This is a genomic window from Cyanobacterium sp. IPPAS B-1200 (assembly GCF_001747005.2).
In the GTDB taxonomy this organism is placed as follows: domain Bacteria; phylum Cyanobacteriota; class Cyanobacteriia; order Cyanobacteriales; family Cyanobacteriaceae; genus Cyanobacterium.
In genome coordinates this window covers 1,965,431-1,987,576 of record NZ_CP182899.1, presented here as the reverse complement: position 1 = coordinate 1,987,576, position 22,146 = coordinate 1,965,431, and the positions used below count along the sequence as shown (strand labels likewise).

Genomic DNA, 22,146 nt, shown 5'->3' with positions numbered 1-22,146 from the left:
TAAAATCATGGGGCAACTTGTAATAAATTCATAAATCATGCCCCTTTGTATAGATGGGATTATTGTTTAAAATTATCCCTCGTAAAATTACCGTGTCACTATCAACCCTCTTGAAGCCAATAAAATAAATACTATTATTTTTTATCAATTATGATCAGTAAAGCTAACAGTTTATCAAAAATTAAATTATCAACCAGTAAAATTGTTTTAATGGTAGGTTTAAGCACCTTCGGTATTCTTGCCGGATTAACCCCCGAATATAATACCCAGTCTAATACTATTAAAATCAGTAATCAAGCCCTAGCTCAAAACTTCTCCGATGCCGAATTAAGCCGATATGCCCAAGCCGCCGTAGATATTGAGAGATTGAGACGCTCTACCTTTGCTAATATTGAAAGCATCGTCGGACAACAAAGAAGTAGTCAATTAGCCTGTCATCAAAAAGATACTATTAATGATTTACCGAGCAATGCCCGTACATTGATGAATGATTTTTGTCAAAATTCTGAGGTGATTGTTAGACGTAATGGATTAAGTATGAATCAGTTTAACCAAATAACCCAACAGGTTAGACAAGATGATGAGTTGAGAAGTCGTTTAAGGGATATTACCCGTCAATTATAAATAGCATTGTTGAATTTAGATACCATTTTTTGTTGAGGTAGGGAATGGGCAACGGGGAATAGTAATCATCTTTTGAATATGAAATACTGATCATAATTCGATAGTATTTCATACAATAATTGAACAACACCAATTCAGAATTATTATCTCTTGCTTCTTGCTTACCCTCACGACTCCAGTTTTTCATCAACCCCTATTTATCTTTTGGTTTAGGTAATTGACTATAGTAATTATCTTTAGGAGATAGTTTTTTCTTTTTAAATAAACCAGTAATCAAATTCCAGCCTGTAAAGCCCAATTGACGACTGATGCGAGTTACTCCTGTTACCACTTCGGTGTCTTGACTGACATTCAACTTCTCTTCTAATAACTCTTTCAATTTTGTGCTAGTGAGGGGACGATTTAAAACTCCTTTTTCTCCGAGGGAAATTGAGCCTGTCTCTTCGGAAACTACCACACAGACACAGTTTTCCACTAACTCCGTGATGCCCATGGCTGCCCGATGACGGGTACCTAATCTTTTGGATGCAGTTTTTTCTGATAGGGGTAGGATAACACTAGCGGCGACAATTTCTGAGCCTCGAATGAAAACGGCGCCATCATGCAAGAGGGTTTTGGTTTGGAAGATGGTTTGTAATAATTCCTTGGTAATTTCGGCGTTTAATGGTACCCCCGGGCTTAGGAATACCCTTTCTTCTACGGTATTAAAGGTTTCGATGATAATTAACGCCCCTGTACGATTTTGGGATAATTCTTTGACTGCGTCAACTATTTCGTCAATGATGGTATCTCCTTTGGGGATAATATTATCGGATTTCCACAGTGATTTTATTTCCCCTTTTCCTAGTTGCTCTAAAAAACGTCTAAAATCTGACTGGAAAACTACCCCCATGGATAGGGAACAAATTAATATTAATTGTTCTAAAAAAAAGCTAATTATTGTTAGTTGTAAGAGGCGATCACACAGTAAATAAAGTATAATTAAAAACAGTAAACCCCTTACCATTCTTTGCGCTCGACGTTCTTGGAGAAGGGTTATAATTAGATAGAAAAAAAGACTAACTAAACCGACATCGAGAAAAAATAGCAAAAAAATTTTTAAATTGTCAGGAAAAAAACCCGACCAAAACATTAAATTCTAACCCGTTTTATTATGTTGTTTACGCTAAAGCTAATAACTACATTTTAATTCTAAATCAACAACCATCTGATATGTCATTAAATTATCTAACAACCACTGAAATAAAATTATTAAGTAGGTTGGCGAAATTAATTATAGCTCTTATTTTATTAAGAATCTTATGAACAAGGGGTTTAAACCCCTTGCCTAAATCGATTTAATTATGCCTACTTACTTATCACCATTCCGGGGAAGAAATAAAGAGAGTAAAAACATAGTGATTATTTCTCGAAAGATTACTCCTTATGGTTTTTAATAGTTAATCCCACTTTTTTTATGATAACAGGGGTATTTTAACCCCTTGCCTTGAACTATTTATTTGATAAATAGTATTACTGAAATATAATTGACCTCAAAAGATAAGATTTTCCATGGGGGGCATAAAACACTACACCCCGACAATAAATACTATTTCATAGAAGTTTATCTTTGATACTATGGCAGAAAAAACAAATCTGAGTAATTAAAATTTAGTAATAGTTACTCAATTTAAGCCTATGCCAAACGACTAGGTAATAAATCTTGTTTTACCAAATCGTCATAGGTTTCACGACGAATAATCAAATTTGCCTCTCCTTCATTTACTAAAACAGCGGCAGGACGTGCTAGACGGTTGTAGTTAGAAGCCATACTATAGTTATAAGCTCCTGTTGCTAATACTACCAGAATATCTCCCTCTTTTGTCTCAGGAAGGGCAACATTTTTTACTAAAATATCCCCTGATTCGCAATGTTTCCCCGCAACAGTTACGGTTTCAGTAGTGGCACTGGTCATTTTATTGGCGATGACGACTTCATAAAGAGATTGATAGGTAATAGGGCGAGGATTATCAGACATTCCACCATCTACGGAAATATAAGTTCTTACATTGGGAATTTCTTTTCTTCCCCCTACGGTATAAGCCGTTACGGTGCTACTACCTACCATGGAGCGGCCCGGTTCGGAAATCAATTTTGGTAGGGGAATATCACGCTCTTGACAGGCTTTGAGAACGGATTTACACACAGTCTCTACCCATTGGTCAATGCTAGGGGGATCATCTGATTCGGTGTAACGAATCCCTAAGCCACCACCAACGTTTAATTCTGCCATGGGTAAGCCATAGTCGAGGGCTTTTTTGTACCAGTCGGCTAAGACTCCAGCTAAGTCATGATGGGGTTGTAGTTCAAAAATTTGTGAGCCGATATGGGCGTGTAAGCCGACACAGTTGATGAATTCTTGCTCTTTGGCAAAGGTGAATACGGCTTCTAGTTGATTGGCATCAAAGCCAAATTTACTGTCGATGCTTCCTGTGCGGATATATTCGTGGGTATGGCATTCAATGCCGGGGGTAAGGCGCACGAGAATGGAAACGGGGGTTTGTTTTTGAGCGGATAGTTTGGCGAGGTTTTCTAATTCTAGCCAGTTATCTACCATGATTTTACATTGGCTATCGATGGCAAGTTCTAATTCGGCGATGGATTTGTTATTGCCGTGGAGATAAATTTTGTTTTGGATATATTCTTGACCTAGGTTGCTCATCTCAAGAGCTTTTGTGGTAGTGTATAGTTCCCCTCCAGAAACTACATCAAAGCCTATTTCTTCACTGGCTAAGATAGATGCGATCGCCATACAGCACCAAGCCTTTGAAGCATAAATAACTTGGGATTCTCCTGGGTAATATTTTCTAAAAGCATCTCTATATTGACGGGCGCTAGTGCGTAAAGTTTGCTCATCAACGATGTATAAAGATGTACCAAATTTTTCAACTAAATCAATTACATCACAACCACCGATTTCTAAATGATTTCGGTTATTTATTTTTGCACTGAGAGGTAAAAGTTGTTGATTGGGAGATAAATTAGGGCTAAATTCAGAAACAAACTTTTCGGCGCTATTTTTTTCGGTTACTAACATTTATATTTCACTAAGATATAAGAATAAAAATAAGTGACATTATTATTTTAATAAATCACTTGTAAAATGACTTATTTTTCCTAAGATAAGTGTCAGAAGGAATTATTTAAATTACCTGATTTCTTATCTCAAAATTAAGAAAGAATATTTTCGGTAATGATAAAATTATAGGCTATTTGGATGTAATTGATAATGGAGAATAGCAATTAAGCGATAGGTAATATCATATCAACTTGGGTTTGTCGTTGATAAATACTACTAATAACTAAACTACCACCATAGATTTCTAGCATTTTTTGAGCAATAGCAATACCTAAACCACTTCCTTGTTGCTCATATTTTCGCCGTTGAAACTGCATATATGCCCCTACCTTTTCCACCTCTTCCTTTGTCATACCCTTTCCCTCGTTGAAAATTGATACTTTTAACCATTGATGACTTTGCCTGTGACAGGCAATTTTAATAGAATTTTGAGGTTGAGAATACTTAAAAGCATTATCTATCAACTCACGGCATATCTTTTCTAAGTTATTTTCCGCAATTTTTACCATCACACTGTCAACCTGTAGAGATAAATCTGACTGACGATGATATTGAGTTGATATTTCTTGACTGACAGCAAGGATAATATTTTGAACATTGCATTCTGATTTATCCGACTCCCTGATACTTTTCACTTTATCATTATCCTTGGTAATCAATTCTAACTCGGCATAAAGTAGAAAATTTTGCATTAGATGAGTCAGTCTTTTGCTACTATCCAAGATTAAATCCGCAATTTCTTGTAACTCTTCTTTAGTTAAGTTATTAGAATAATCTTTGAGAAGTTGGGCTGAACTATTGATACCATTAAGAGGAGTATTAATTTCGTGGGGTAGGGCAAAACTGATATTTTGTCTTAATTCCGTTAATTTTTTTGCTGACTGTTTTTTTAATCGGGCGGTTTTCTCTAGACGGGTATTAATAGCTTTGAGAAGGCTATGGATACTAAAGGGTTTGAATAAATAATCATCGGCACCCAATTCCATACCTCGTCTCATGTCACGGGTGTTAGAGTTAGCCGTTAAAAAAATAAAAGGTATGGAGGCAATATTTTCTTGTTTTTGGATTATTTCCAATAACTCATAGCCCGACATGGTGGGCATGGCAACATCACAGATGATTAAATCTAATGAATTTTGTTTGATTAAATCAAACCCTTCTTTGCCATTTTTGGCGGTTATGACTTGAAAATCTAGGGTAGTTAAGATTTCTCGCATACTATCCCGAATGTTTGCATCATCGTCTATTACTAATATTGTTGTCATAACTGAAAAGGGGGTTTAGGTCATAAAAATCCGACAAAAACTAACATTAATAGCAAATATCGCCCTCTGAATCTTAGCATTTTTACATACTTTCATTGACTCAACTTGCGGCAATTAGAATCCACGTTATTGTCTGTGGAATGGGTTGAAAAATGCAAAAATTGCACAAAAGAAAAAACTGACAGGGGGCAATTAATTATTCAATACCTAACACCCAAAACCTAACTTAAAGTTTTATGTTTTCTAACTTTTGTCTGGGATTATAGGTGCTAATTTCTTTTATTTTTTGATAGTATTCTTTTTCCTGATTACTAATATTAGCAGGAATTGCGATCGCAACGCGCCCAAACAAATCACCTCGACTACCTTTTGCACTACTCCAGCCCTTCCCTTTTAGTCTTAGAGACTGCCCATGACGAATACCAGCAGGAATTTTTACACTTACACCACCATCAGGAGTAGGCACAAAAATCTCACCGCCTAACACAGCTTCCACAGGGGAAATAGGCACTTCACACACCAACTTATCATCCTCAAAAAAGAAGAAATCATGGGGTTTCAAATCTACTTTTAAATATAAGTCTCCCCTTTGCTGAGTCATGAGGTTAACATTTCCCTTGCCCCGCAGACGAATTTTTGTACCAGATTTAGCACCAGGGGGAATTCTTACGGAAATAGTCTCTGTGCCTAAATTAATTTTACTCTCTACTCCCTTAAAGGCTTGGGCAAAAGTGAGACTAATATTTTTTTCCACATCACTGGCTGTATTGTTAGGGGTTTGTTGCCCAAAACCACCGAAATCTCCAAAACCCCCTCCACTAGGGCGACTACCTGCCGCACCATAACCTCCAGAGGATGTATTGGAAAAACGTCCTAATAATTGATCAATAAAGTCATCAAATCCGCTATATTGGCTAAAATCAAAACCATCAAAATTTACTCCCGCACTCGCACCAGCATTTCCCCAAGGAGATTGATTACTTTGCCCTGCCTGTTGCCAATATCGTCCAAATTGATCATATTTTTTTCTTTTGTCTGCGTCTCCTAATACTTCGTAAGCCTCACTTATTTCTTTAAACTTTTCTTCAGCTTCTTTATTGTCAGGGTTACGATCTGGATGATATTTTACTGCTAATTTACGAAAAGCCTTCTTTATTTCATCTGCTGTGGCACTTTTATTAATTCCTAAAACTGAATAATAATCTTTAAAATCTGTACTTGCCATAGGTTTTTTATGCTTTTACAATTAACAATAAAATTAATATTAGTAAACAATAAGTTATAAATATACAGGTAAGTTTTAGATACTTTCAACGGTGATGAAGGTATTTTTATGATCAAGATTTTACGGCGAATTTTCAATTATCGGAGATTCAACTTTTCAAAATCTTAATTTATAGCTTATCGTATTTAATTCTAAGGTAGCAAAATTATATCCTGATTTAGGTTCGGTTACACCCCCATTTTGTCTTCTGTAATTATTTTTTGTTGTCTATGTTGACCAAAAATGTTCAATAAAACTGAGGTAAGATAATAAGGTCTTTATAAAAGTCATTCATAATATACGATATGTTTCCTTTCTATTTTTCTTTTGATATGGCAATAATTGCAGGTAGCTGTTTATGGTCATTAGCTTTATATTTAGCTTTTGCTTCTTTACGGGAAAAAATCATTAATGGGTTAGAAAGATGGTTTAATTTTGCGGAACAATATTTATATACTTCCCAAGAAGAATTTGAACGTACTCGCAAGGGAAGGGAGTCGCAAAATGCTTTTTTAGCTTCTTTAATGAGTATTATTCCTTTCTTTATTTTTGGTATTTTAACTAATTATTTAGTAGGATTAGGTTTTGGGAAAAATTGGGAAATTAGCATGGGTATTTTAGGGGCGATCGCCTGTGGGGTGTATGCTTTGGGTCGTCAAGATTCCCAAGGCAGTGAGGAGTAATGGATAATTTAAATATACTAAATGGGTTTATAAGTAAATACTAGCAATAAAAAATATATTAGGACATTAATTTAAGTATTAAAAAATGAAATATTGGGACGAAACTTTGGCAGTTAGCCAGAGAATTTTAACGGAATTAATTAAGAGAAGAAGAAGTCTGATTTTTTGGTCAATTTTTCCTATCTCCATTCTATTTATTAATGGTTACATCTTAGGAGAAAGGGCAAATTTAGAATTATCAGAAGCCCTAAAAATGGCAGCCCCTCCTAGCCTTGTGGGGGCGGCTCTATTTTTTAGTTGTTTGGGGGGTAGTGTCGCCACGGTAGTATCAGAAAGGGAGCAAAAAACCTTAAAGCGCTTGTTTATCTCTCCATTGAGTGGTTTTTCTTACTTTATCGGCATTTTTCTCGCCCATGCTTTAATAGGTGTCGGGCAAACTATTTTGGTGTATGGGGTAATTTTTTTGAGGGGAGAAACCATCGAGGGTTCTTTTTTCCTTGGACTTGCTATTCTGTTTCTTAGTATTGCTGGTTATGTGGGAGTAGGATTTATTTTAGGTACTCAGTTGGCGAAACGCACTGAGGATGTAAATGCGATCGTGGCGACTTTTGGAGTACCATTGTTAATTATTGGGGGTGCTTTTTTACCAACTTCTCTTTTCCCCGATGGTTTATTAAGAGTTGCACAATTTAACCCTATTTTTCACATGAATGAGGCTTTAATTGGTGTGTGGGCAGGGGGTAGTAATTTTGAAGATGTACAAAACCATTTTTGGTTTTTATTTATCTTTTCTGGGGTAATGGTTATGAGTGGTTGGTTTTCCTATTATCGAATGGTGCAATCAGAAAAAGCACTTTAAACCAGAAAGAATTAATTTTAATATTCTAGTTTGAATATTAATCATAATTTTCTAAGCAAATATGCGTATCAAGAATAATCATTTCAGACATTCCCAGTCATCTTCATCAACAATAGGACTAACAATATTCCCTAATGTTTTACCTTTACCTGCTATTAACGGAGAAGGTTGACGACGTGCAACAGGGGTTAACGATTCTTCGATAATTGTGACAATAACACGAGCTGAACTAACTTTTGGTTTATCTTTGAGCCATCGTACTTGTCCGTTTTCATAGATAGCTTCATAACTCTTTAACATAACTTTTTATTTATATTTTAACTAAAACTTAAAAGTTTCTAAAAAGATTTTTACCCCCTAAATTTTGTATAGCATAAAAATTTAGAAGGCAAACTTTTGTGTTTTTTATTTTTTAATGTTTTCTTCCCACTTTCTAGGCTCACTTTTACGGCGAATGTTGCGCCAGATTTGGGTAGCGGCAAGTGTGCCATCGGCGACGGCAATGGATACTTGGTTTAAACCTTTTTTCAAGTCTCCTAGGGCAAAAATGCGATCGTGGCTAGTTTGTGCCATATCATTGGTAACAAGGTTTTCTCCGTCCCATTCCAAGGCTTCTATACCTTTGAGGTAGTCATTATAGTAGATTGAACCCATGTTGATTAATCCTGTGGTCGCTTCGATAAATGTACCGTCTTCTAGCTCTACTCCTTGCATTTTATGATTTTCGCCCACAAAACGTGCGATCGCACTTTCGTATAAAGGATAACCACGCTCTGCCAATTTTTGCTTCATCTCGTCACTTACAGTAAATAAACCATGAGTTAATACCGTAATGTAAGGAGTAAACCAGTCAAGCACAAAAGCTGCATTAATTTGGGACTCCTTCCCAGCGATTAAAACCGCTTTTTGATCCCACATATCAAACCCATCACATATCATACAGACATGGAGAGTATAACCAGCATAGTCATAAACATTTTGCATATCTTCCAACTCAGGTAACACATCCATCACCCCAGAAGCAGCAATAATATACTTACTACGAAAAACAGGATAAACACTGTCCTTTTTCCCAACTTTTACCTTTACCGCAAAAGTATCCCCTTCATCCTTCACATCTTCGACATACGCCCGAAGATAGTCGGCGCCCCAGTCAAGGGCTTGTTGGGTACCGTGTTTAATCAAATCCCTACCAGGGGCATCAGGGTCAATTCCTAGATAATTACGTAAATCCTGCATCCATACCGAGCGCCCCTTACCCTTTTCAATTACCAAACATTTTAGACCATATCTAGCCAAATAAATAGCCGCAGATAAACCTCCCATACCACCACCTACCACAATGGCATCGTAAACCGTATCAAGGCGAGACTCGTAATTTTTGCTAGATAATTTCATATTTATAACTCCAATAAGACAATTTATTTATAAAAAAATTCTTTTTTCCAAGAAAAAATTGAACGTTAAGAAACACATATACCCATTATATTTTAACACCCATAAACATTGCCTCATTTCGGTTTACCCCCAGCAAAAAAAATAAAAAATCATGAGATAATGACCAGTGTAAACTAACAGAAAAACATAACCTATGGCACGTACACCCTCCACAATGTTGGAATTAGGCACAAAAGCCCCTGATTTTAGTCTCCTTGACACCGTATCGGGCAAAAACATATCTTTACAAGACTTCGCAAACTCTAAAGGCTTACTTATCATCTTTTTATCCTGTCATTGCCCCTTCGTAAAACACGTGAGGGCAGAATATGCAAGATTAAGTAAAGACTATCTTTCTAAAGGTTTAAGTATCGTTGCTATTAGCCCCAATGATGTGGAAAATTATCCTGATGATGCCCCCGATAAATTAAAAGAAATGGCAGAGGAAGAAAATTTTAACTTCCCTGTTTGTTACGATGAAACCCAAGAAGTAGCCAAGGCTTATCGTGCGGCTTGTACTCCCGACTATTATCTTTTTGATAGTGATTTAAAATTAGTTTACCGTGGGCAACTAGACGACAGTCGCCCTAGCCTTGATATTCCCGTCAATGGAGTTGATATGCGCAACGCCATCGAAGCCCTTTTGTCAGGAAAAGAAATTGACGAAAATCAAAAACCTAGCCTCGGTTGCAACATAAAATGGATAAAAGGTAACGAACCCGATTACTTCGGTTAAAGTTCAAAATGGGGCGTTTTTCCCTTGCCCCATTATCTATCCCTTGACACAAATCAACTGTCTCAGAGTTGCCACAATTTCCACCAAGTCAGTTTGTTGATTCATTACCTCCTCAATGGGTTTATAGGCGCTGGGAATCTCATCAATAATTCCCTTATCCTTACGACATTCTATGCCCTCCGTTTGCTCAATTAAATCTTCAAGGGAATAACTTTTTTTCGCCATGGCACGAGACATCAAACGCCCAGCCCCATGACTGCAACTACAAAAACTCTCATGATTGCCCTTCCCTTTGACGATAAAAGACTTAGCCCCCATAGAGCCTGGAATGATACCATAATCGCTTTGGGTTGCCCTCACAGCGCCCTTACGGGTAACATATACCTCCTCGTCAAAATGAGTTTCTTTTTCCGCATAGTTATGATGACAATTGACAGTTAGTAAAGGTTTAGTTGGTTTTCCCCCGGCCAAATGCTTATCAACGATATTTTTAAAGCGATTCATCATCACTTCTCGATTAAAACGAGCATATTCCTGCGCCCATTGTAAATCTCGCCAATAGTCTTCAAATTCTTTTGTACCCTTGACAAAATAAGCTAAATCAGGATCTGGTAATTTATCATTGGCCATTTTCGCTAACTCTTTTCCTGTCCTAATATGACATTCTGCCAACTGATTGCCGATATGTCTTGAACCCGAGTGCAACATCAACCATACTTGATCTTCGGTGTCTAAACACAACTCAATAAAGTGATTTCCACCGCCTAATGAGCCTACTTGCTTAATGGCTTTGTCTTCTAGTCTTTGTACTCCATCATGAAGATGACGAAAGTTTTTCCAACCCTGCCAATTACTTACCTGTTTCTCTATCTCTTTATTTTGATTAAAACCAACGGGAATACTAGCTTCAATGTCTCTACGAATTTTCTTTAATTTTCCTTCCAATTGTTCTGCTTTGAAAGATGTTTGTATGGCACACATACCACAACCAATATCTACTCCCACGGCGGCGGGGATAATGGCATCTTTGGTGGCAATTACTGAACCCACCAGCGCCCCTTTCCCTAAATGTACGTCAGGCATGAGGGCGACGTGTTTGTAAACAAAGGGTAGGGAGGCGACATTTTTCGCCATTTGGGTTTCTTTTGCTCCCAACTCATGACTCGCCCATGATAGGATGGGTTTTTTTGTGGTAAGTTCTAGTTTTTCGTAGGGCATAATTTACGCCACATTAAAATAATTATAATTTTATGATAACAAATTGATAGTCGATAAATCGATAGTGTGGTATGAAGTCTGAGACTTTATGGAGTGTATTTTAATTAGAGTCAAAACTGGGAGTGTCTTGAATTAGAGTCGCATCGACTTCTTGGGCGTAATCATCGTTATTTTCTTCGGGTAATAAATTACGGTTAGAGGTGATTTTTTCTAGGGCGTTAAGGGCAATTTCTCTGACTTCAGGATCAGGGTCATGATAAGCTGTTTGAGTTATGATAGGCTGGATTTGCGTAATTAGTTCATAGACTTTGGTAATGTCTCTGAGGGCGTTTTTTCTGACGCTTCCATGGTCGTTTTGTAGGGCTAATATTAAGGCTTGATTAATGGGTTTTATACTGTTGAAGGCTATTTGAGAGATGGCTTCTAAAATTAGAGTCTTTTCTTGAGAGTTACCTGTCATCATCATATCAAGAAGAGGGGCGATCGCCCTTGAGTCAGCTTCGGAAGCTAGGTGCCAAATAACTTTATTCCTATTTTTTGCCTCCCCTTCTACTAATTCTTGGATTAATTGTGTGGTTTTATCTTCAGGTTTTTTAACTTCTGGGTTAATTCTTTTTGCTAACTCTCCCTTATTTAAGAGTTTATTTTCTTCTAAGGTATCATCATTATTTAAAGGTATTTGTTCTAAGTTTCTCTCGTAATTTATCTTGGGATTTTTTTTGTTATTATTGAGTATTCTCAACCCTACAATAATTAAAGTTAAACTAATAATCATTACTAAAATAATCAAAGAAAGAAGTAATATAAAGATAAGATTATCCATACTCCAACTATTATTATTTCTATTAGCCAACATCCTCTCAACATTATTGATCGCTCGTTGGGCATAGACATCATCAGAACGATAGGAAAGGGCTGTTTGAAAATAGTTTAAAGCCTCTTCATATTGACGGTTATTAGTAGCTTCATAGCCTTGTTGCATATTTTCATCGTACAAAACAGCCGAATTTTGATTATTTTCGGTCTCCGAGGCGATCGCCCTTAAAGCATTGTTTGTTGTATAATTTTTATGGAGGTATAAACTCGGAAATAAATTCAGAAAAACTATTGATAAACTTAATTTTAAGACCCATTTTTTGTATATCATAGACATTAGTTAGTATGTAGATTAAAAAGGATTAAAATAAACAAAGAAGAAAAAAGTAAATAATCAATAGCAAAAGATAATAAAAAAACTTAATAAAATTCTTTAATTTACTAATAGATAATCATTTTTACTCATATGATAAGTCAAGATTTCATCCTCAACAACCATAGATAACGAATTACACTATAAAAAGGAATCATAAAAAATTAGGACTTATATCCGAATTTTTCTGTAAACCCCAAGAAAAACAAGGTAACTAGAATTTATTGTCAAGGTTATGATGGATAAAATTTTTCGCAAAAAAAACACTTCCCCCTATACTATCCGTTGGCATCAACAAATAGCAGAAATTCCCCAATCAGCATGGGATGAAATGGCGATGCCCTTGGCAACCCCCTTTTTAGAATGGGAGTGGTTACACAATTTAGAAACCTCCGGCAGTGTTAAGCCTCAAACAGGTTGGCAACCTTGCCATTTAACTGTATGGCATGACCAAAAATTGGTGGCAGGGGCGCCTCTATACATCAAAGGGCATAGTTACGGAGAGTTTGTTTTTGATCATCAATGGGCTGATTTAGCTTACCGATTAGGAATACAATATTATCCTAAACTCCTCGGCATGACTCCCTTTACCCCAGCGGTAGGTTATCGTTTTTTGGTTGCCCCCGATGAAAACGAAGAAGAAATTACAGAAATGATGGTAAGTGCGATCGATCATTTTTGTGTTAAAAATAAATTATCAGGGTGTAACTTTCTTTTTGTTGATCCTGAATGGAAGTCCATGGTTGAGCAATTCGGCTTCTCTGCATGGATGCACCACGGATATGTATGGGGAAGTCGGGATTTTAACACCTTTGATGATTACCTAAAAATATTTAACTCCAATCAGCGCAAAAACATCAAACGAGAAAGAAAATTAGTCCAAAAAGCAGGGTTAATCACTAAAAACCTTGTGGGTGAAGAAATACCCCATTACCTCTACCCTTACATATATCAGTTTTACAATAGCACTTGTAGTAAATTTTATTGGGGTAGTAAATACCTAACTAAACAATTTTTTGAACAACTCTACCCATCCTATAGCCATCGTCTCATGGTAGTAGCTGCTTTTGAAGAAGGCAACGAACATCAACCCGTGGGAATGTCTTTTTGTATCCGTAAGGGAGAAAACCTTTATGGGCGCTATTGGGGTAGTCTTGATGAATATGATTGTTTACACTTCGAGACTTGTTATTATAAACCCATTGAATGGGCTATTAGTCAAGGGATAACAATGTATGACCCCGGCGCTGGGGGTAGCCACAAACGCCGTCGAGGTTTTCCTGCCAAGGCAAATTATAGTATGCACCGATTTTATAACCAGCGTATGAGCAGTATTTTAAAACATTATATTGACGAAATTAATTTTGCTCAACAGGAAGAAATTGACGCTATCAATAATGATTTACCTTTTAATAAGAGGGAAATAAATTTTTCTGTGGATTAGTTTTTCTTTCATGTCGGTTGGGTTTAGAAAATGAAACCCAACCAAAAATGTTACACACCAAATAAATATATAATATAAAAATATGACTACTGTAGTAAATAGTAAAAAAGATATTTTTACTCTATTACAACTACATCAAGAAACCATTAAAAGTTATGGTGTTAAAAGATGTGGTTTATTTGGTTCATTTAGTAGGGGAGAGGCTACGGAAAATAGTGATATTGATTTGTTAGTAGAATTTGAACCTGAGTTAAAAAAATTTAAAAACTTTATCAATTTAGCCTTTTTCTTGCAAGATTTATTTGGGCGTAAAGTAGATGTTTTAACTCCAGAATCATTAAGTCCTATTTTTGGTCATAGAATATTAGCAGAGGTAGAGTATGTCATATTTTCCTGAAGATTATTTAGGTCATATTTTGCTTGAAACTTCTTTTATTCTTGATGCCTCAAAGGACATAGATAAGGAAACTTTTTTGCAAAATCCTGTTTTAACAAGAGCGATTATTCGCAGTTTGGAAATTATTGGAGAGGCTACAAAAAGATTATCTAATGATTTTAGGACAAAATATCCACAAATTTCATGGAAAGAAATGGCGGGGATGAGGGATATATTAATTCATGAATATTTCGGAGTAGATTATAATTTGGTTTGGGATGTGATTATGGACGATATTCCTACTCTTGAGAAGGAAATTCAAGCTATATTAAAAGAGTTATAAGATAATTAACAATTAACCGTAAGAGATTAAAGTTAATCACCTTATTATCTTCTATTTTTGTTACTAAAAAACCAAATACTTAACTCCTAATATTTATTCTATTTTTGTTGGGCTTAGGAAACAAAACCCAACTTATCAGTTAATTATATTTAAGTTTTTAAACAATGTTATTGAGGAACAAATCTTTTTTCGAGGGATTCTACCCTACGTTTTGCCACAGAGTTTTTAGCATCAATTTTTAATACTTCTTTATATACTTCTAATGCTTGGGCTGTTAATTGTTTTTTCTCATATACGTTACCTAAATTATTAAGGGCGATCGCATATTCAGGGTACAATTTAATGGCTTCTTTATAGTTACGAATAGCAATATCATATTGTTCTTGGGAAAAATGAGCAAAACCCAAAGCATTGTAGATTAAGGCTTTATTTTCTCCTTCAATATCATCGGAGGCTTTTAAGGCTCTTTGTAATAATTGTACTGCTTGAACATAGAGTTTTTTATCCAGATAAATACCAGCTAATTCATAGTATTCTTCGGGAGTTCCTCTTTCTTTTGTGAGTCTTTTTTGTAAGCTAGAAAATCTATTTTCTACTTTTCTTGTTTTGATAATTTGCCTTAATAAAAGAACCGCAACAATGGTCAAAATTCCAAGTAAAATAGAAATATAAACTACTGGAAGATTCTCATTCATAGTAAAAGTTTGTTAATATATTCATTTTTATTACTTTGATATATTATCACATTCAGACATTTTTATAATCCTGAGAATTAGGGTACAACTTTTGTTAATTTTAAGTAACAATATTAAGAAAGGTAAATGAAAAGTATATTAATTTAATGGTGAATAAAAAAATAAAAGTTGCAGTTATTGGAGATGTTCATGATCAATGGAATGAAATAGACCATCAAATTCTTGCCTTTTTAGGGATTGATTTAGTGTTGTTTGTGGGGGATTTTGGTAATGAATCCCTTGAGGTTGTGGGGCAGGTGGCAAAGTTGGAAATTCCGAAGGCGGTAATTTTGGGTAATCACGATGCTTGGTATTCGGCGACGGAATGGGGCAGAAAAAAGTCTCCCTATGATCATAGCAAAGAGGATCGGGTACAGCAACAGTTAGATTTGTTGGGGAATGTCCATGTGGGTTATGGGGAGTTAGATTTTCCTGATTTGGGGTTGTCGGTGGTGGGGAGTCGTCCTTTTAGCTGGGGTGGCTCAAAATGGAAGTGTAAAGAGTTTTATGCTCAACGGTATGGGGTATCTAGTTTTGAAGATTCTAGTCAAAAGATTTTTGCTCAATGTCAAAAGACTACTGAATCTAATGTAATTTTTATCGGGCATAATGGCCCTTTTGGCTTGGGGGCAAATCCAGAGGATACTTGCGGTAAGGATTGGAATCCCATTGGGGGTGATTTTGGAGATCCTGATTTTCAAAGTGCCATCGCCCTTAGCCGTCCATTAGACAAACATATCAGCCTTGTTACCTTTGGACATATGCACCATCGCCTAAGACACACCAAAGAAAGACTGAGAACCATTGTTAACCGAGATCAACATAATACCATCTATCTTAACGCTGCTTCCACCCCCCGCATCCAAGAATTTGACGGTATCAAAGCCCATAACTATTCTATCGTTACCTATGAACAAAATAAGATCACAGACATATCCCTTCTGTGGGTGAATCAAAACTTAGAAATAGTTTCTACTACTCCCCTATATAGCCCCATCGAAATCCATTGACAACGGACAATGAACCATGAACAATGGATATAGCATATAAAAACTTTATTATTCCACAACCTTTACATTACCTTTTTATAAATGAGCAGTATCTTTGGTGAATTATTTAGAATCTCTACATTTGGAGAATCCCATGGGGGCGGAGTTGGCGTTGTCATTGATGGTTGCCCCCCTCGTATCGAGATTAGTGCCGAAGAAATTCAAGAGGATTTGAACCGTAGAAAGCCTGGGCAAAGTAAGATTACCACCCCCCGCAAAGAATCGGATTTGTGCGAAATCGTATCAGGGGTTTTTGAAGGTAAAACCCTAGGCACTCCCATCGCAATCTTAGTCAGAAATAAAGATGCTAGATCTCAAGATTACGATGAAATGGCGGTAAAATATCGTCCTTCCCATGCCGATGCCACCTACGATGCGAAATATGGTATCCGTAACTGGCAGGGCGGGGGGCGCTCTTCTGCCCGTGAAACCATTGGTAGAGTAGCCGCAGGGGCGATCGCCAAGAAAATACTCAAACAAATAGCAGGGGTAGAAATCATCGCCTACGTTAAAAGCATCAAAGACATAGAAGCCACCAACATCAACCAAGATACCGTCACCCAAGAGCAAGTAGAAAGTAATATAGTTCGTTGCCCCGACGGTGTCACTGCTGAAAAAATGATCAACCTCATCGACGAAATTCGCAAAGAAAAAGACTCCCTCGGAGGTACCCTCGAATGTGTCGTCAGAAACGTTCCCAGAGGGCTAGGAGAGCCAGTATTTGACAAACTAGAAGCAGACTTGGCTAAAGCCATCATGTCCTTACCAGCCACCAAAGGCTTTGAAATTGGTTCTGGTTTTGCAGGTACCACCCTCACAGGAAGCCAACACAACGACGAATTTTACCTTGACGATGACGGCACCCCCCGCACCACCACCAATCGCTCAGGGGGCATTCAGGGGGGCATCAGCAACGGTGAAAACATCGTCATAAGGGCCGCATTCAAACCCACCGCCACCATCGGCAAAGAGCAAAAAACCGTCAGTAAAGAAGGAGAAGAAACCACCCTAGCCGCCAAAGGAAGACATGATCCCTGTGTACTACCCAGAGCAGTACCCATGGTAGAAGCCATGGTTGCCCTTGTACTATGTGATCATCTTATGCGCCACCATGCACAATGTAATTTAGTAGATTAGGGAATGGGCAATGAGCATTGGTAAGAATATATTAACCAGACAACTTTTAATGTAATTTAGTCAGATTTAACAAACAACGCCAAATTATCTTCCCCCCTTATTAAGGGGGGCTAGGGGGGATCAAAATGAATCAAAAAATAATCATCATTGGCGGAGGGGCAGCGGGATTTTTTGGGGCTATTAGTGTCGCCACCCATCAACCCCAAGCAGAAATAACCATCCTAGAAGCCAGCAAGCAACTACTAGGCAAAGTAAAAATATCTGGGGGCGGTAGATGTAACGTTACTCACCACTGCTTTAACCCCAGTCAACTAATTACTAACTACCCCCGTGGAGGTAGAGAATTAAGAGGTCCATTTTCCCGTTTTCAACCCCAAGACACCGTTAAATGGTTTACCGATAAAGGAGTTAAATTAAAAACCGAAGCGGATGGGCGGATGTTTCCCATCACCGATGACTCACAAACCATTATTGATTGCCTTGTCAATACCGCCAAATCATTGGGTATAAAAATCAAAACCCAAACTTTTGTTAAAAGTATTAAAAAAGTCGAAAATCAGTTTATTATCACTCTCAAATCAGGGGCTGAATTTCAAGCAGATAAAGTTTTAATTGCTACAGGCAGTAACAAATTAGGTTATCAATGGGCAGAATTTTTAGGACATAGTATTAAAACTCCTACTCCATCGTTATTTACCCTCAAAATTAGTGATCCAAGAATTAAAAACTTGCCAGGTGTTAGTTCTGAAAATGTCCATATTCAGTTAAAACAAAAAAAAGGTCAAAAGTTAGAACAACAAGGCCCTTTGTTAATTACCCACTGGGGAGTAAGTGGCCCTGCTGTGCTTAAGTTATCGGCTTGGGGAGCAAGGGTATTGTATGAGAATAACTACAAAATGGAGTTAATTATTAACTGGCTACCTGAGAAGAATCCAGAGGTTATAAAAGCTGAATTAAATCAACTTAAAGTAAGTCATCCTAAACAAAAAGTTACTAATTATAATGGTTATAATTTATCTAAAAGATTATGGCAAAGTTTAGTTGATTATAGCTTATTAAATAACGATAAAATTTGGGCAGAAATTACTAAAAAAGAACTAGAAAAGTTAGCTATGGAGTTAACAAGGGGAGCTTATAAAATAGAAGGCAAGGGAGTTTTTAAAGATGAGTTTGTAACCTGTGGCGGTGTTTCCCTCAAAGAGATTGATTTTAAAACTATGGAGAGTAAAAAATGTGAAGGGCTTTATTTTGCGGGGGAAGTATTAGACATTGATGGGGTTACGGGAGGTTTTAACTTTCAAAATGCTTGGACAACGGGCTGGTTATTTGGACAACATTAGACCTAATCAATATGATTAATGGTAAATATCTAGCGATACCATTTCCCGTTCCCTATTCCCTGTTCCCTACTTCATTAAAAAAATTAAATAAGAGCTTTTCTGATAAAATCTTAATGAAAGTTTAAAATATGTAAAATAAATTAACAATTATAATGAAAATATTAGTAGTTGGAGCAACAGGCACACTGGGAAGACAAATTGTGCGCCATGCCCTCGACAATGATTATCAAGTACGTTGTTTGGTGAGAAATACTAGCAAAGCTAGTTTTCTCAAGGAGTGGGGTGCAGACTTAATTATCGGTGATATTTGCGATGCAGAAACTTTGCCACCAGCTTTGGAAGGAGTGGATGCGGTAATTGATGCGGCTACCACAAGGGCAACAAGTTCATTGAGTATTAAGCAGGTGGACTGGCAGGGTAAGGTGAATTTAATTCAGGCTACCCAAGAGGCTGATATTAAACGTTATATTTTCTTCAGTATTATTAATGCCAAGGAATTTGAGAATGTTCCTTTGATGAATATTAAATATTGTACTGAGTTATTTTTACAAGAATCTGGGTTAGATTATACTATTTTCCAATTAGCTGGATTTATGCAGGGTTTGATTCCTCAGTATGGTATTCCTATTTTGGATAATCAACCTGTGTGGGTGAGTGGAGAAAATACTCCCATTGCTTATATGAATAGTCAGGATGTGGCAAAATTTGTAATCAAAGCCCTTGAGATTCCGGGCACCGAGAAGCAAACTTACCCTATTATGGGCGATCGCGCCTGGAGCGGAGAAGAAATAATATCATTATGTGAAAGACTATCAGGAAAAGAAGCCAAAGTATCCCGTATTCCTATTGGATTACTCAGATTTTTAAGGGGCTTGACTCGTTGTTTTGGCTGGACATTGAACGCTTCAGACCGTCTCGCTTTTGCCGAAGTAATAGCTGGTGGTAAACCCATGAATGCCCCTATGGACAATGTATATGAGACATTACAGGTTGATAGAGATGATATTACCAAATTAGAAGAATATTTACAAGAATACTTCACTCGTATTATGAAAAAAGTGAAAGAAATTGATTTTGAGCAAAGCAAGAAAAAAAAGAAAAAGAAAAGCAGTTTCTTCAAATAGGGTTGCCACAAAAAGCCATGGGGTAGGGTGGGCCAGGCCCACCAAAGCACTAAGATAAAGGAACAGTACGTAAAAGGCGATCGATAATTACCTTGGGATTTCTTCCCCCCCTAGCAATCAAACGATGAGCCAACACATGGGGGGCTAAAAACTTCACATCATCAGGGGTTCCATATTCCCTACCCTCAATAAAAGCAAGGGCTTGGACTGCCTTTTGCATAGCCGACGTACCCCTAGGACTTACCCCCAAACTAATCTCATCATCATTCCTAGAGGTAGTTACCAAATCAACAATATATCTTTGTAACTCAGGGGCTACCTTAATTTTTTGGCAGGATTTTTGTAAATCGATGACATCCTCCAATGAAAGGCAAGGGGTTAAATCATCCCCTATCCAACCCTTATCCAATTGTTTTTGTAACATCAAAAGCTCCTCTTCGGGGGAAGGATAACCCACACTCAGGGAGATGGTAAAACGATCCATTTGTGCTTCTGGTAGAGGAAATGTCCCTTGATATTCCACGGGGTTTTGGGTGGCGATGACAAAGAAAGGATTAGGCACATTACGAGCCTCACCATCTACAGTAATTTGTTTTTCTTCCATGACCTCTAGTAAAGATGATTGAGTTCGAGGGGTAGCACGGTTAATTTCATCGGCAAGAAAAATATTAGCAAAAGCCGGACCTGGTAAAAATTCAAATTCCCTACTGCTAGGATTCCAAATATTCGTCCCCGTCACATCACTAGGCAATAAATCAGGGGTACATTGGACTCTCTGAAACCTACCATTAATGGACTTGGCGAGGGATTTTGCCAATAAGGTTTTACCAACCCCTGGAACGTCTTCAAGCAGGGCATGACCACCACTGAGGAGGGCTACCATAACTAATTTTATCGGTTCTTCTTTACCCACGATCGCACGGGCTAAATTTTCTTGGAGGGCGGTAATTTTTTCTCTCATGGAGGCACTATGAATGGATTTTATCCCCTAATTATAGCAACGGTTCACCTTCTGCAAAGGATGGTTATAATAAGAAAAAATAGAGTGTATATTATTTTTGAATGACTAAATCTGATCTACAAATAGAGCATCAATCAAATCCACCCACCGACAATGTAAACAGACCTTTTGACAGTAAAGAATTAGCTTTTATTATTGCTGATGCCGCGGACGATCGCAAGGGTACAGACATCAAAATTTTAGATGTATCCGAATTATCATATCTCGCTGATTATTTCGTGATTATCACTGGTTTTTCTGTTCCCCAACTAAGGGCGATTTCCCTATCTATTGAAGGACAAGTAAGCGACAAAATGGCCATCGAACCCGTAAGGATAGAAGGAAAAAGCGAAGGTAATTGGATTTTACATGATTATGGTGATGTGATTGCCCACATTTTATTACCCGAAGCCCGTGAATACTATGGGCTAGAAGCATTTTGGGGCAGAGCCACAACCATCGACAACCACGAATGGATGAATAAATAGTCAGCATCAATGATTTTTGAAAAAATAAAGGCAAGGGGTTCTAAACCCCTTATCAATAAGTAGTGAGCATCACACAACCTAGTTTTTATTTGCCATAACAGTAAATTCCCTGTCACAGTGTAAAACAGGTAACGTAATAATAATTTACAATTGATGATTGATGACTAATTTTTTCCGTTATTAATTATCCATTATCAATTATCCATTACTCATTATCATGTCATTTTGTCCTGTACCGGTTGAACAACAACCCGTTAACGAGTATCAAGAATTAGCTCAATCGTGGTTTTTTCAGTGGGTAACATTACCCAAAACTAAATTTTTTTCTAAATTATCAGGGGTTTGGAGTTTAAGTTTATTACTCACCGCCCCCATTTCTAGTGCTAGTTTTCCCCCCGATGAGCAAACTTTTCCTTTCCTTATTGCTAGCGCTCTAGGTTCGAGTTTATTCGTCGCCTTTGTTTTGATAAGGTTATATCTTGGATGGAAGTATATAGGCGATCGCCTCAAGAAAACAAAAATAGTTTACGAAGAATCAAGCTGGTATGATGGACAAGTATGGGAAAAACCCCTAGAAATTTATAATAGAGACAGATTGATATTCAACTATCAAGTAGAACCAGTTTTAAAAAGATTAGAAAAAAGCGGTTTATTACTCATCGCCCTGATGGTGAGTGGTATCATCCTATTTTGGTTAATGTAAGCAAAAATCGACACA

Annotated in this window: 23 protein-coding genes; 13 read left to right on the top strand and 10 right to left on the bottom strand. The window is 37.1% G+C overall.

Features of this window, described 5'->3' with window-relative positions; translation table 11 throughout:
- The first annotated feature begins 150 nt into the window (after window positions 1-150).
- The gene (locus tag A5482_RS09075; RefSeq protein ID WP_069791986.1) at window positions 151-624 is read left to right on the top strand and encodes a DUF4168 domain-containing protein; all 474 of its coding nucleotides are present in this window, start codon (window positions 151-153) and stop codon (window positions 622-624) included.
- A gap of 193 nt (window positions 625-817) precedes the next feature.
- Here A5482_RS09075 and cdaA read toward each other — a convergent pair whose 3' ends face one another.
- From cdaA to A5482_RS09055, 4 genes are all read right to left on the bottom strand, one after another.
- A complete protein-coding gene (gene cdaA, locus A5482_RS09070; protein ID WP_069791985.1) occupies window positions 818-1,756 on the bottom strand; it encodes a diadenylate cyclase CdaA in 939 nt (312 codons plus the stop codon).
- Window positions 1,757-2,299: 543 nt separating this feature from the next.
- The gene (gene lysA, locus A5482_RS09065) at window positions 2,300-3,700 is read right to left on the bottom strand and encodes a diaminopimelate decarboxylase (protein ID WP_069791984.1); all 1,401 of its coding nucleotides are present in this window, start codon (window positions 3,698-3,700) and stop codon (window positions 2,300-2,302) included.
- Window positions 3,701-3,906: 206 nt separating this feature from the next.
- Entirely contained in the window at window positions 3,907-5,007 is a 1,101-nt protein-coding gene (locus A5482_RS09060) for an ATP-binding response regulator (RefSeq protein WP_069791983.1), read from the bottom strand.
- A 226-nt stretch (window positions 5,008-5,233) separates the two neighbouring features.
- A complete protein-coding gene (locus A5482_RS09055; protein ID WP_069791982.1) occupies window positions 5,234-6,232 on the bottom strand; it encodes a DnaJ C-terminal domain-containing protein in 999 nt (332 codons plus the stop codon).
- A gap of 344 nt (window positions 6,233-6,576) precedes the next feature.
- Here A5482_RS09055 and A5482_RS09050 point away from each other — a divergent pair, with 344 nt between their 5' ends.
- Together A5482_RS09050 and A5482_RS09045 are read left to right on the top strand one after the other, a co-directional pair.
- On the top strand, window positions 6,577-6,954 hold the full coding sequence (locus tag A5482_RS09050) for a hypothetical protein (RefSeq protein ID WP_201150112.1): 378 nt from the start codon (window positions 6,577-6,579) through the stop codon (window positions 6,952-6,954).
- Between the two features lie 85 nt (window positions 6,955-7,039).
- A complete protein-coding gene (locus A5482_RS09045; RefSeq protein ID WP_069791980.1) occupies window positions 7,040-7,813 on the top strand; it encodes an ABC transporter permease in 774 nt (257 codons plus the stop codon).
- Window positions 7,814-7,891: 78 nt separating this feature from the next.
- Here A5482_RS09045 and A5482_RS09040 read toward each other — a convergent pair whose 3' ends face one another.
- The gene (locus A5482_RS09040) at window positions 7,892-8,113 is read right to left on the bottom strand and encodes a hypothetical protein (RefSeq protein WP_069791979.1); all 222 of its coding nucleotides are present in this window, start codon (window positions 8,111-8,113) and stop codon (window positions 7,892-7,894) included.
- A gap of 105 nt (window positions 8,114-8,218) precedes the next feature.
- Window positions 8,219-9,211, bottom strand: a complete 993-nt coding sequence (locus tag A5482_RS09035; protein ID WP_069791978.1) for an NAD(P)/FAD-dependent oxidoreductase — start codon at window positions 9,209-9,211, stop codon at window positions 8,219-8,221.
- Window positions 9,212-9,404: 193 nt separating this feature from the next.
- On the opposite strand from A5482_RS09035, the gene A5482_RS09030 reads away from it, so the two are divergent.
- Window positions 9,405-9,986 carry a thioredoxin family protein gene (locus A5482_RS09030; RefSeq protein WP_069791977.1) on the top strand — a complete coding sequence of 194 codons (582 nt, stop codon included), beginning with the start codon at window positions 9,405-9,407 and terminating at the stop codon, window positions 9,984-9,986.
- 36 nt (window positions 9,987-10,022) lie between these two features.
- Here A5482_RS09030 and A5482_RS09025 read toward each other — a convergent pair whose 3' ends face one another.
- Together A5482_RS09025 and A5482_RS09020 are read right to left on the bottom strand one after the other, a co-directional pair.
- Window positions 10,023-11,204, bottom strand: a complete 1,182-nt coding sequence (locus A5482_RS09025) for an RtcB family protein (RefSeq protein WP_069791976.1) — start codon at window positions 11,202-11,204, stop codon at window positions 10,023-10,025.
- Between the two features lie 100 nt (window positions 11,205-11,304).
- The gene (locus A5482_RS09020) at window positions 11,305-12,351 is read right to left on the bottom strand and encodes a HEAT repeat domain-containing protein (protein WP_069791975.1); all 1,047 of its coding nucleotides are present in this window, start codon (window positions 12,349-12,351) and stop codon (window positions 11,305-11,307) included.
- Window positions 12,352-12,628: 277 nt separating this feature from the next.
- Between A5482_RS09020 and A5482_RS09015 the strand changes: the two genes are divergently transcribed.
- From A5482_RS09015 to A5482_RS09005, 3 genes are all read left to right on the top strand, one after another.
- On the top strand, window positions 12,629-13,837 hold the full coding sequence (locus A5482_RS09015) for a GNAT family N-acetyltransferase (protein ID WP_069791974.1): 1,209 nt from the start codon (window positions 12,629-12,631) through the stop codon (window positions 13,835-13,837).
- Window positions 13,838-13,919: 82 nt separating this feature from the next.
- Window positions 13,920-14,234 carry a nucleotidyltransferase family protein gene (locus A5482_RS09010; protein WP_069791973.1) on the top strand — a complete coding sequence of 105 codons (315 nt, stop codon included), beginning with the start codon at window positions 13,920-13,922 and terminating at the stop codon, window positions 14,232-14,234.
- Entirely contained in the window at window positions 14,218-14,556 is a 339-nt protein-coding gene (locus tag A5482_RS09005; protein WP_069791972.1) for a HepT-like ribonuclease domain-containing protein, read from the top strand. The genes A5482_RS09010 and A5482_RS09005 overlap by 17 nt, the downstream gene beginning before the upstream one ends.
- A 167-nt stretch (window positions 14,557-14,723) precedes the next feature.
- Here A5482_RS09005 and A5482_RS09000 read toward each other — a convergent pair whose 3' ends face one another.
- Complete coding sequence (locus A5482_RS09000; protein WP_069791971.1) at window positions 14,724-15,251, bottom strand: tetratricopeptide repeat protein; 528 nt, start codon at window positions 15,249-15,251, stop codon at window positions 14,724-14,726.
- A gap of 146 nt (window positions 15,252-15,397) precedes the next feature.
- On the opposite strand from A5482_RS09000, the gene A5482_RS08995 reads away from it, so the two are divergent.
- From A5482_RS08995 to A5482_RS08980, 4 genes are all read left to right on the top strand, one after another.
- A complete protein-coding gene (locus A5482_RS08995) occupies window positions 15,398-16,300 on the top strand; it encodes a TIGR04168 family protein (RefSeq protein WP_069791970.1) in 903 nt (300 codons plus the stop codon).
- A gap of 81 nt (window positions 16,301-16,381) precedes the next feature.
- On the top strand, window positions 16,382-17,476 hold the full coding sequence (gene aroC / locus A5482_RS08990) for a chorismate synthase (protein WP_069791969.1): 1,095 nt from the start codon (window positions 16,382-16,384) through the stop codon (window positions 17,474-17,476).
- A 125-nt stretch (window positions 17,477-17,601) separates the two neighbouring features.
- The gene (locus A5482_RS08985) at window positions 17,602-18,816 is read left to right on the top strand and encodes an NAD(P)/FAD-dependent oxidoreductase (RefSeq protein WP_069791968.1); all 1,215 of its coding nucleotides are present in this window, start codon (window positions 17,602-17,604) and stop codon (window positions 18,814-18,816) included.
- 152 nt (window positions 18,817-18,968) lie between these two features.
- Entirely contained in the window at window positions 18,969-19,940 is a 972-nt protein-coding gene (locus A5482_RS08980) for an SDR family oxidoreductase (protein WP_069791967.1), read from the top strand.
- A gap of 49 nt (window positions 19,941-19,989) precedes the next feature.
- Here the strand turns inward: A5482_RS08980 and A5482_RS08975 are convergent, their stop codons facing one another.
- Window positions 19,990-20,901, bottom strand: a complete 912-nt coding sequence (locus A5482_RS08975) for an AAA family ATPase (protein ID WP_069791966.1) — start codon at window positions 20,899-20,901, stop codon at window positions 19,990-19,992.
- Between the two features lie 101 nt (window positions 20,902-21,002).
- On the opposite strand from A5482_RS08975, the gene rsfS reads away from it, so the two are divergent.
- Together rsfS and A5482_RS08965 are read left to right on the top strand one after the other, a co-directional pair.
- Window positions 21,003-21,428, top strand: coding sequence for a ribosome silencing factor (gene rsfS / locus A5482_RS08970; protein WP_069791965.1), 426 nt, complete (start codon window positions 21,003-21,005; stop codon window positions 21,426-21,428).
- Window positions 21,429-21,645: 217 nt separating this feature from the next.
- Window positions 21,646-22,131, top strand: a complete 486-nt coding sequence (locus A5482_RS08965) for a CGLD27 family protein (protein ID WP_069791964.1) — start codon at window positions 21,646-21,648, stop codon at window positions 22,129-22,131.
- Window positions 22,132-22,146: the final 15 nt, after the last annotated feature.

What these genes read in the sequence shown, in the direction of transcription:
- A5482_RS09075 (WP_069791986.1), top strand. Translation starts at nt 151, where the DNA reads ATGATCAGTAAAGCTAACAGTTTATCAAAAATTAAATTATCAACCAGT.
- cdaA (WP_069791985.1), bottom strand. Translation starts at nt 1,756, where the DNA reads ATGTTTTGGTCGGGTTTTTTTCCTGACAATTTAAAAATTTTTTTGCTA.
- lysA (WP_069791984.1), bottom strand. Translation starts at nt 3,700, where the DNA reads ATGTTAGTAACCGAAAAAAATAGCGCCGAAAAGTTTGTTTCTGAATTT.
- A5482_RS09060 (WP_069791983.1), bottom strand. Translation starts at nt 5,007, where the DNA reads ATGACAACAATATTAGTAATAGACGATGATGCAAACATTCGGGATAGT.
- A5482_RS09055 (WP_069791982.1), bottom strand. Translation starts at nt 6,232, where the DNA reads ATGGCAAGTACAGATTTTAAAGATTATTATTCAGTTTTAGGAATTAAT.
- A5482_RS09050 (WP_201150112.1), top strand. Translation starts at nt 6,577, where the DNA reads ATGTTTCCTTTCTATTTTTCTTTTGATATGGCAATAATTGCAGGTAGC.
- A5482_RS09045 (WP_069791980.1), top strand. Translation starts at nt 7,040, where the DNA reads ATGAAATATTGGGACGAAACTTTGGCAGTTAGCCAGAGAATTTTAACG.
- A5482_RS09040 (WP_069791979.1), bottom strand. Translation starts at nt 8,113, where the DNA reads ATGTTAAAGAGTTATGAAGCTATCTATGAAAACGGACAAGTACGATGG.
- A5482_RS09035 (WP_069791978.1), bottom strand. Translation starts at nt 9,211, where the DNA reads ATGAAATTATCTAGCAAAAATTACGAGTCTCGCCTTGATACGGTTTAC.
- A5482_RS09030 (WP_069791977.1), top strand. Translation starts at nt 9,405, where the DNA reads ATGGCACGTACACCCTCCACAATGTTGGAATTAGGCACAAAAGCCCCT.
- A5482_RS09025 (WP_069791976.1), bottom strand. Translation starts at nt 11,204, where the DNA reads ATGCCCTACGAAAAACTAGAACTTACCACAAAAAAACCCATCCTATCA.
- A5482_RS09020 (WP_069791975.1), bottom strand. Translation starts at nt 12,351, where the DNA reads ATGATATACAAAAAATGGGTCTTAAAATTAAGTTTATCAATAGTTTTT.
- A5482_RS09015 (WP_069791974.1), top strand. Translation starts at nt 12,629, where the DNA reads ATGATGGATAAAATTTTTCGCAAAAAAAACACTTCCCCCTATACTATC.
- A5482_RS09010 (WP_069791973.1), top strand. Translation starts at nt 13,920, where the DNA reads ATGACTACTGTAGTAAATAGTAAAAAAGATATTTTTACTCTATTACAA.
- A5482_RS09005 (WP_069791972.1), top strand. Translation starts at nt 14,218, where the DNA reads ATGTCATATTTTCCTGAAGATTATTTAGGTCATATTTTGCTTGAAACT.
- A5482_RS09000 (WP_069791971.1), bottom strand. Translation starts at nt 15,251, where the DNA reads ATGAATGAGAATCTTCCAGTAGTTTATATTTCTATTTTACTTGGAATT.
- A5482_RS08995 (WP_069791970.1), top strand. Translation starts at nt 15,398, where the DNA reads ATGGTGAATAAAAAAATAAAAGTTGCAGTTATTGGAGATGTTCATGAT.
- aroC (WP_069791969.1), top strand. Translation starts at nt 16,382, where the DNA reads ATGAGCAGTATCTTTGGTGAATTATTTAGAATCTCTACATTTGGAGAA.
- A5482_RS08985 (WP_069791968.1), top strand. Translation starts at nt 17,602, where the DNA reads ATGAATCAAAAAATAATCATCATTGGCGGAGGGGCAGCGGGATTTTTT.
- A5482_RS08980 (WP_069791967.1), top strand. Translation starts at nt 18,969, where the DNA reads ATGAAAATATTAGTAGTTGGAGCAACAGGCACACTGGGAAGACAAATT.
- A5482_RS08975 (WP_069791966.1), bottom strand. Translation starts at nt 20,901, where the DNA reads ATGAGAGAAAAAATTACCGCCCTCCAAGAAAATTTAGCCCGTGCGATC.
- rsfS (WP_069791965.1), top strand. Translation starts at nt 21,003, where the DNA reads ATGACTAAATCTGATCTACAAATAGAGCATCAATCAAATCCACCCACC.
- A5482_RS08965 (WP_069791964.1), top strand. Translation starts at nt 21,646, where the DNA reads ATGTCATTTTGTCCTGTACCGGTTGAACAACAACCCGTTAACGAGTAT.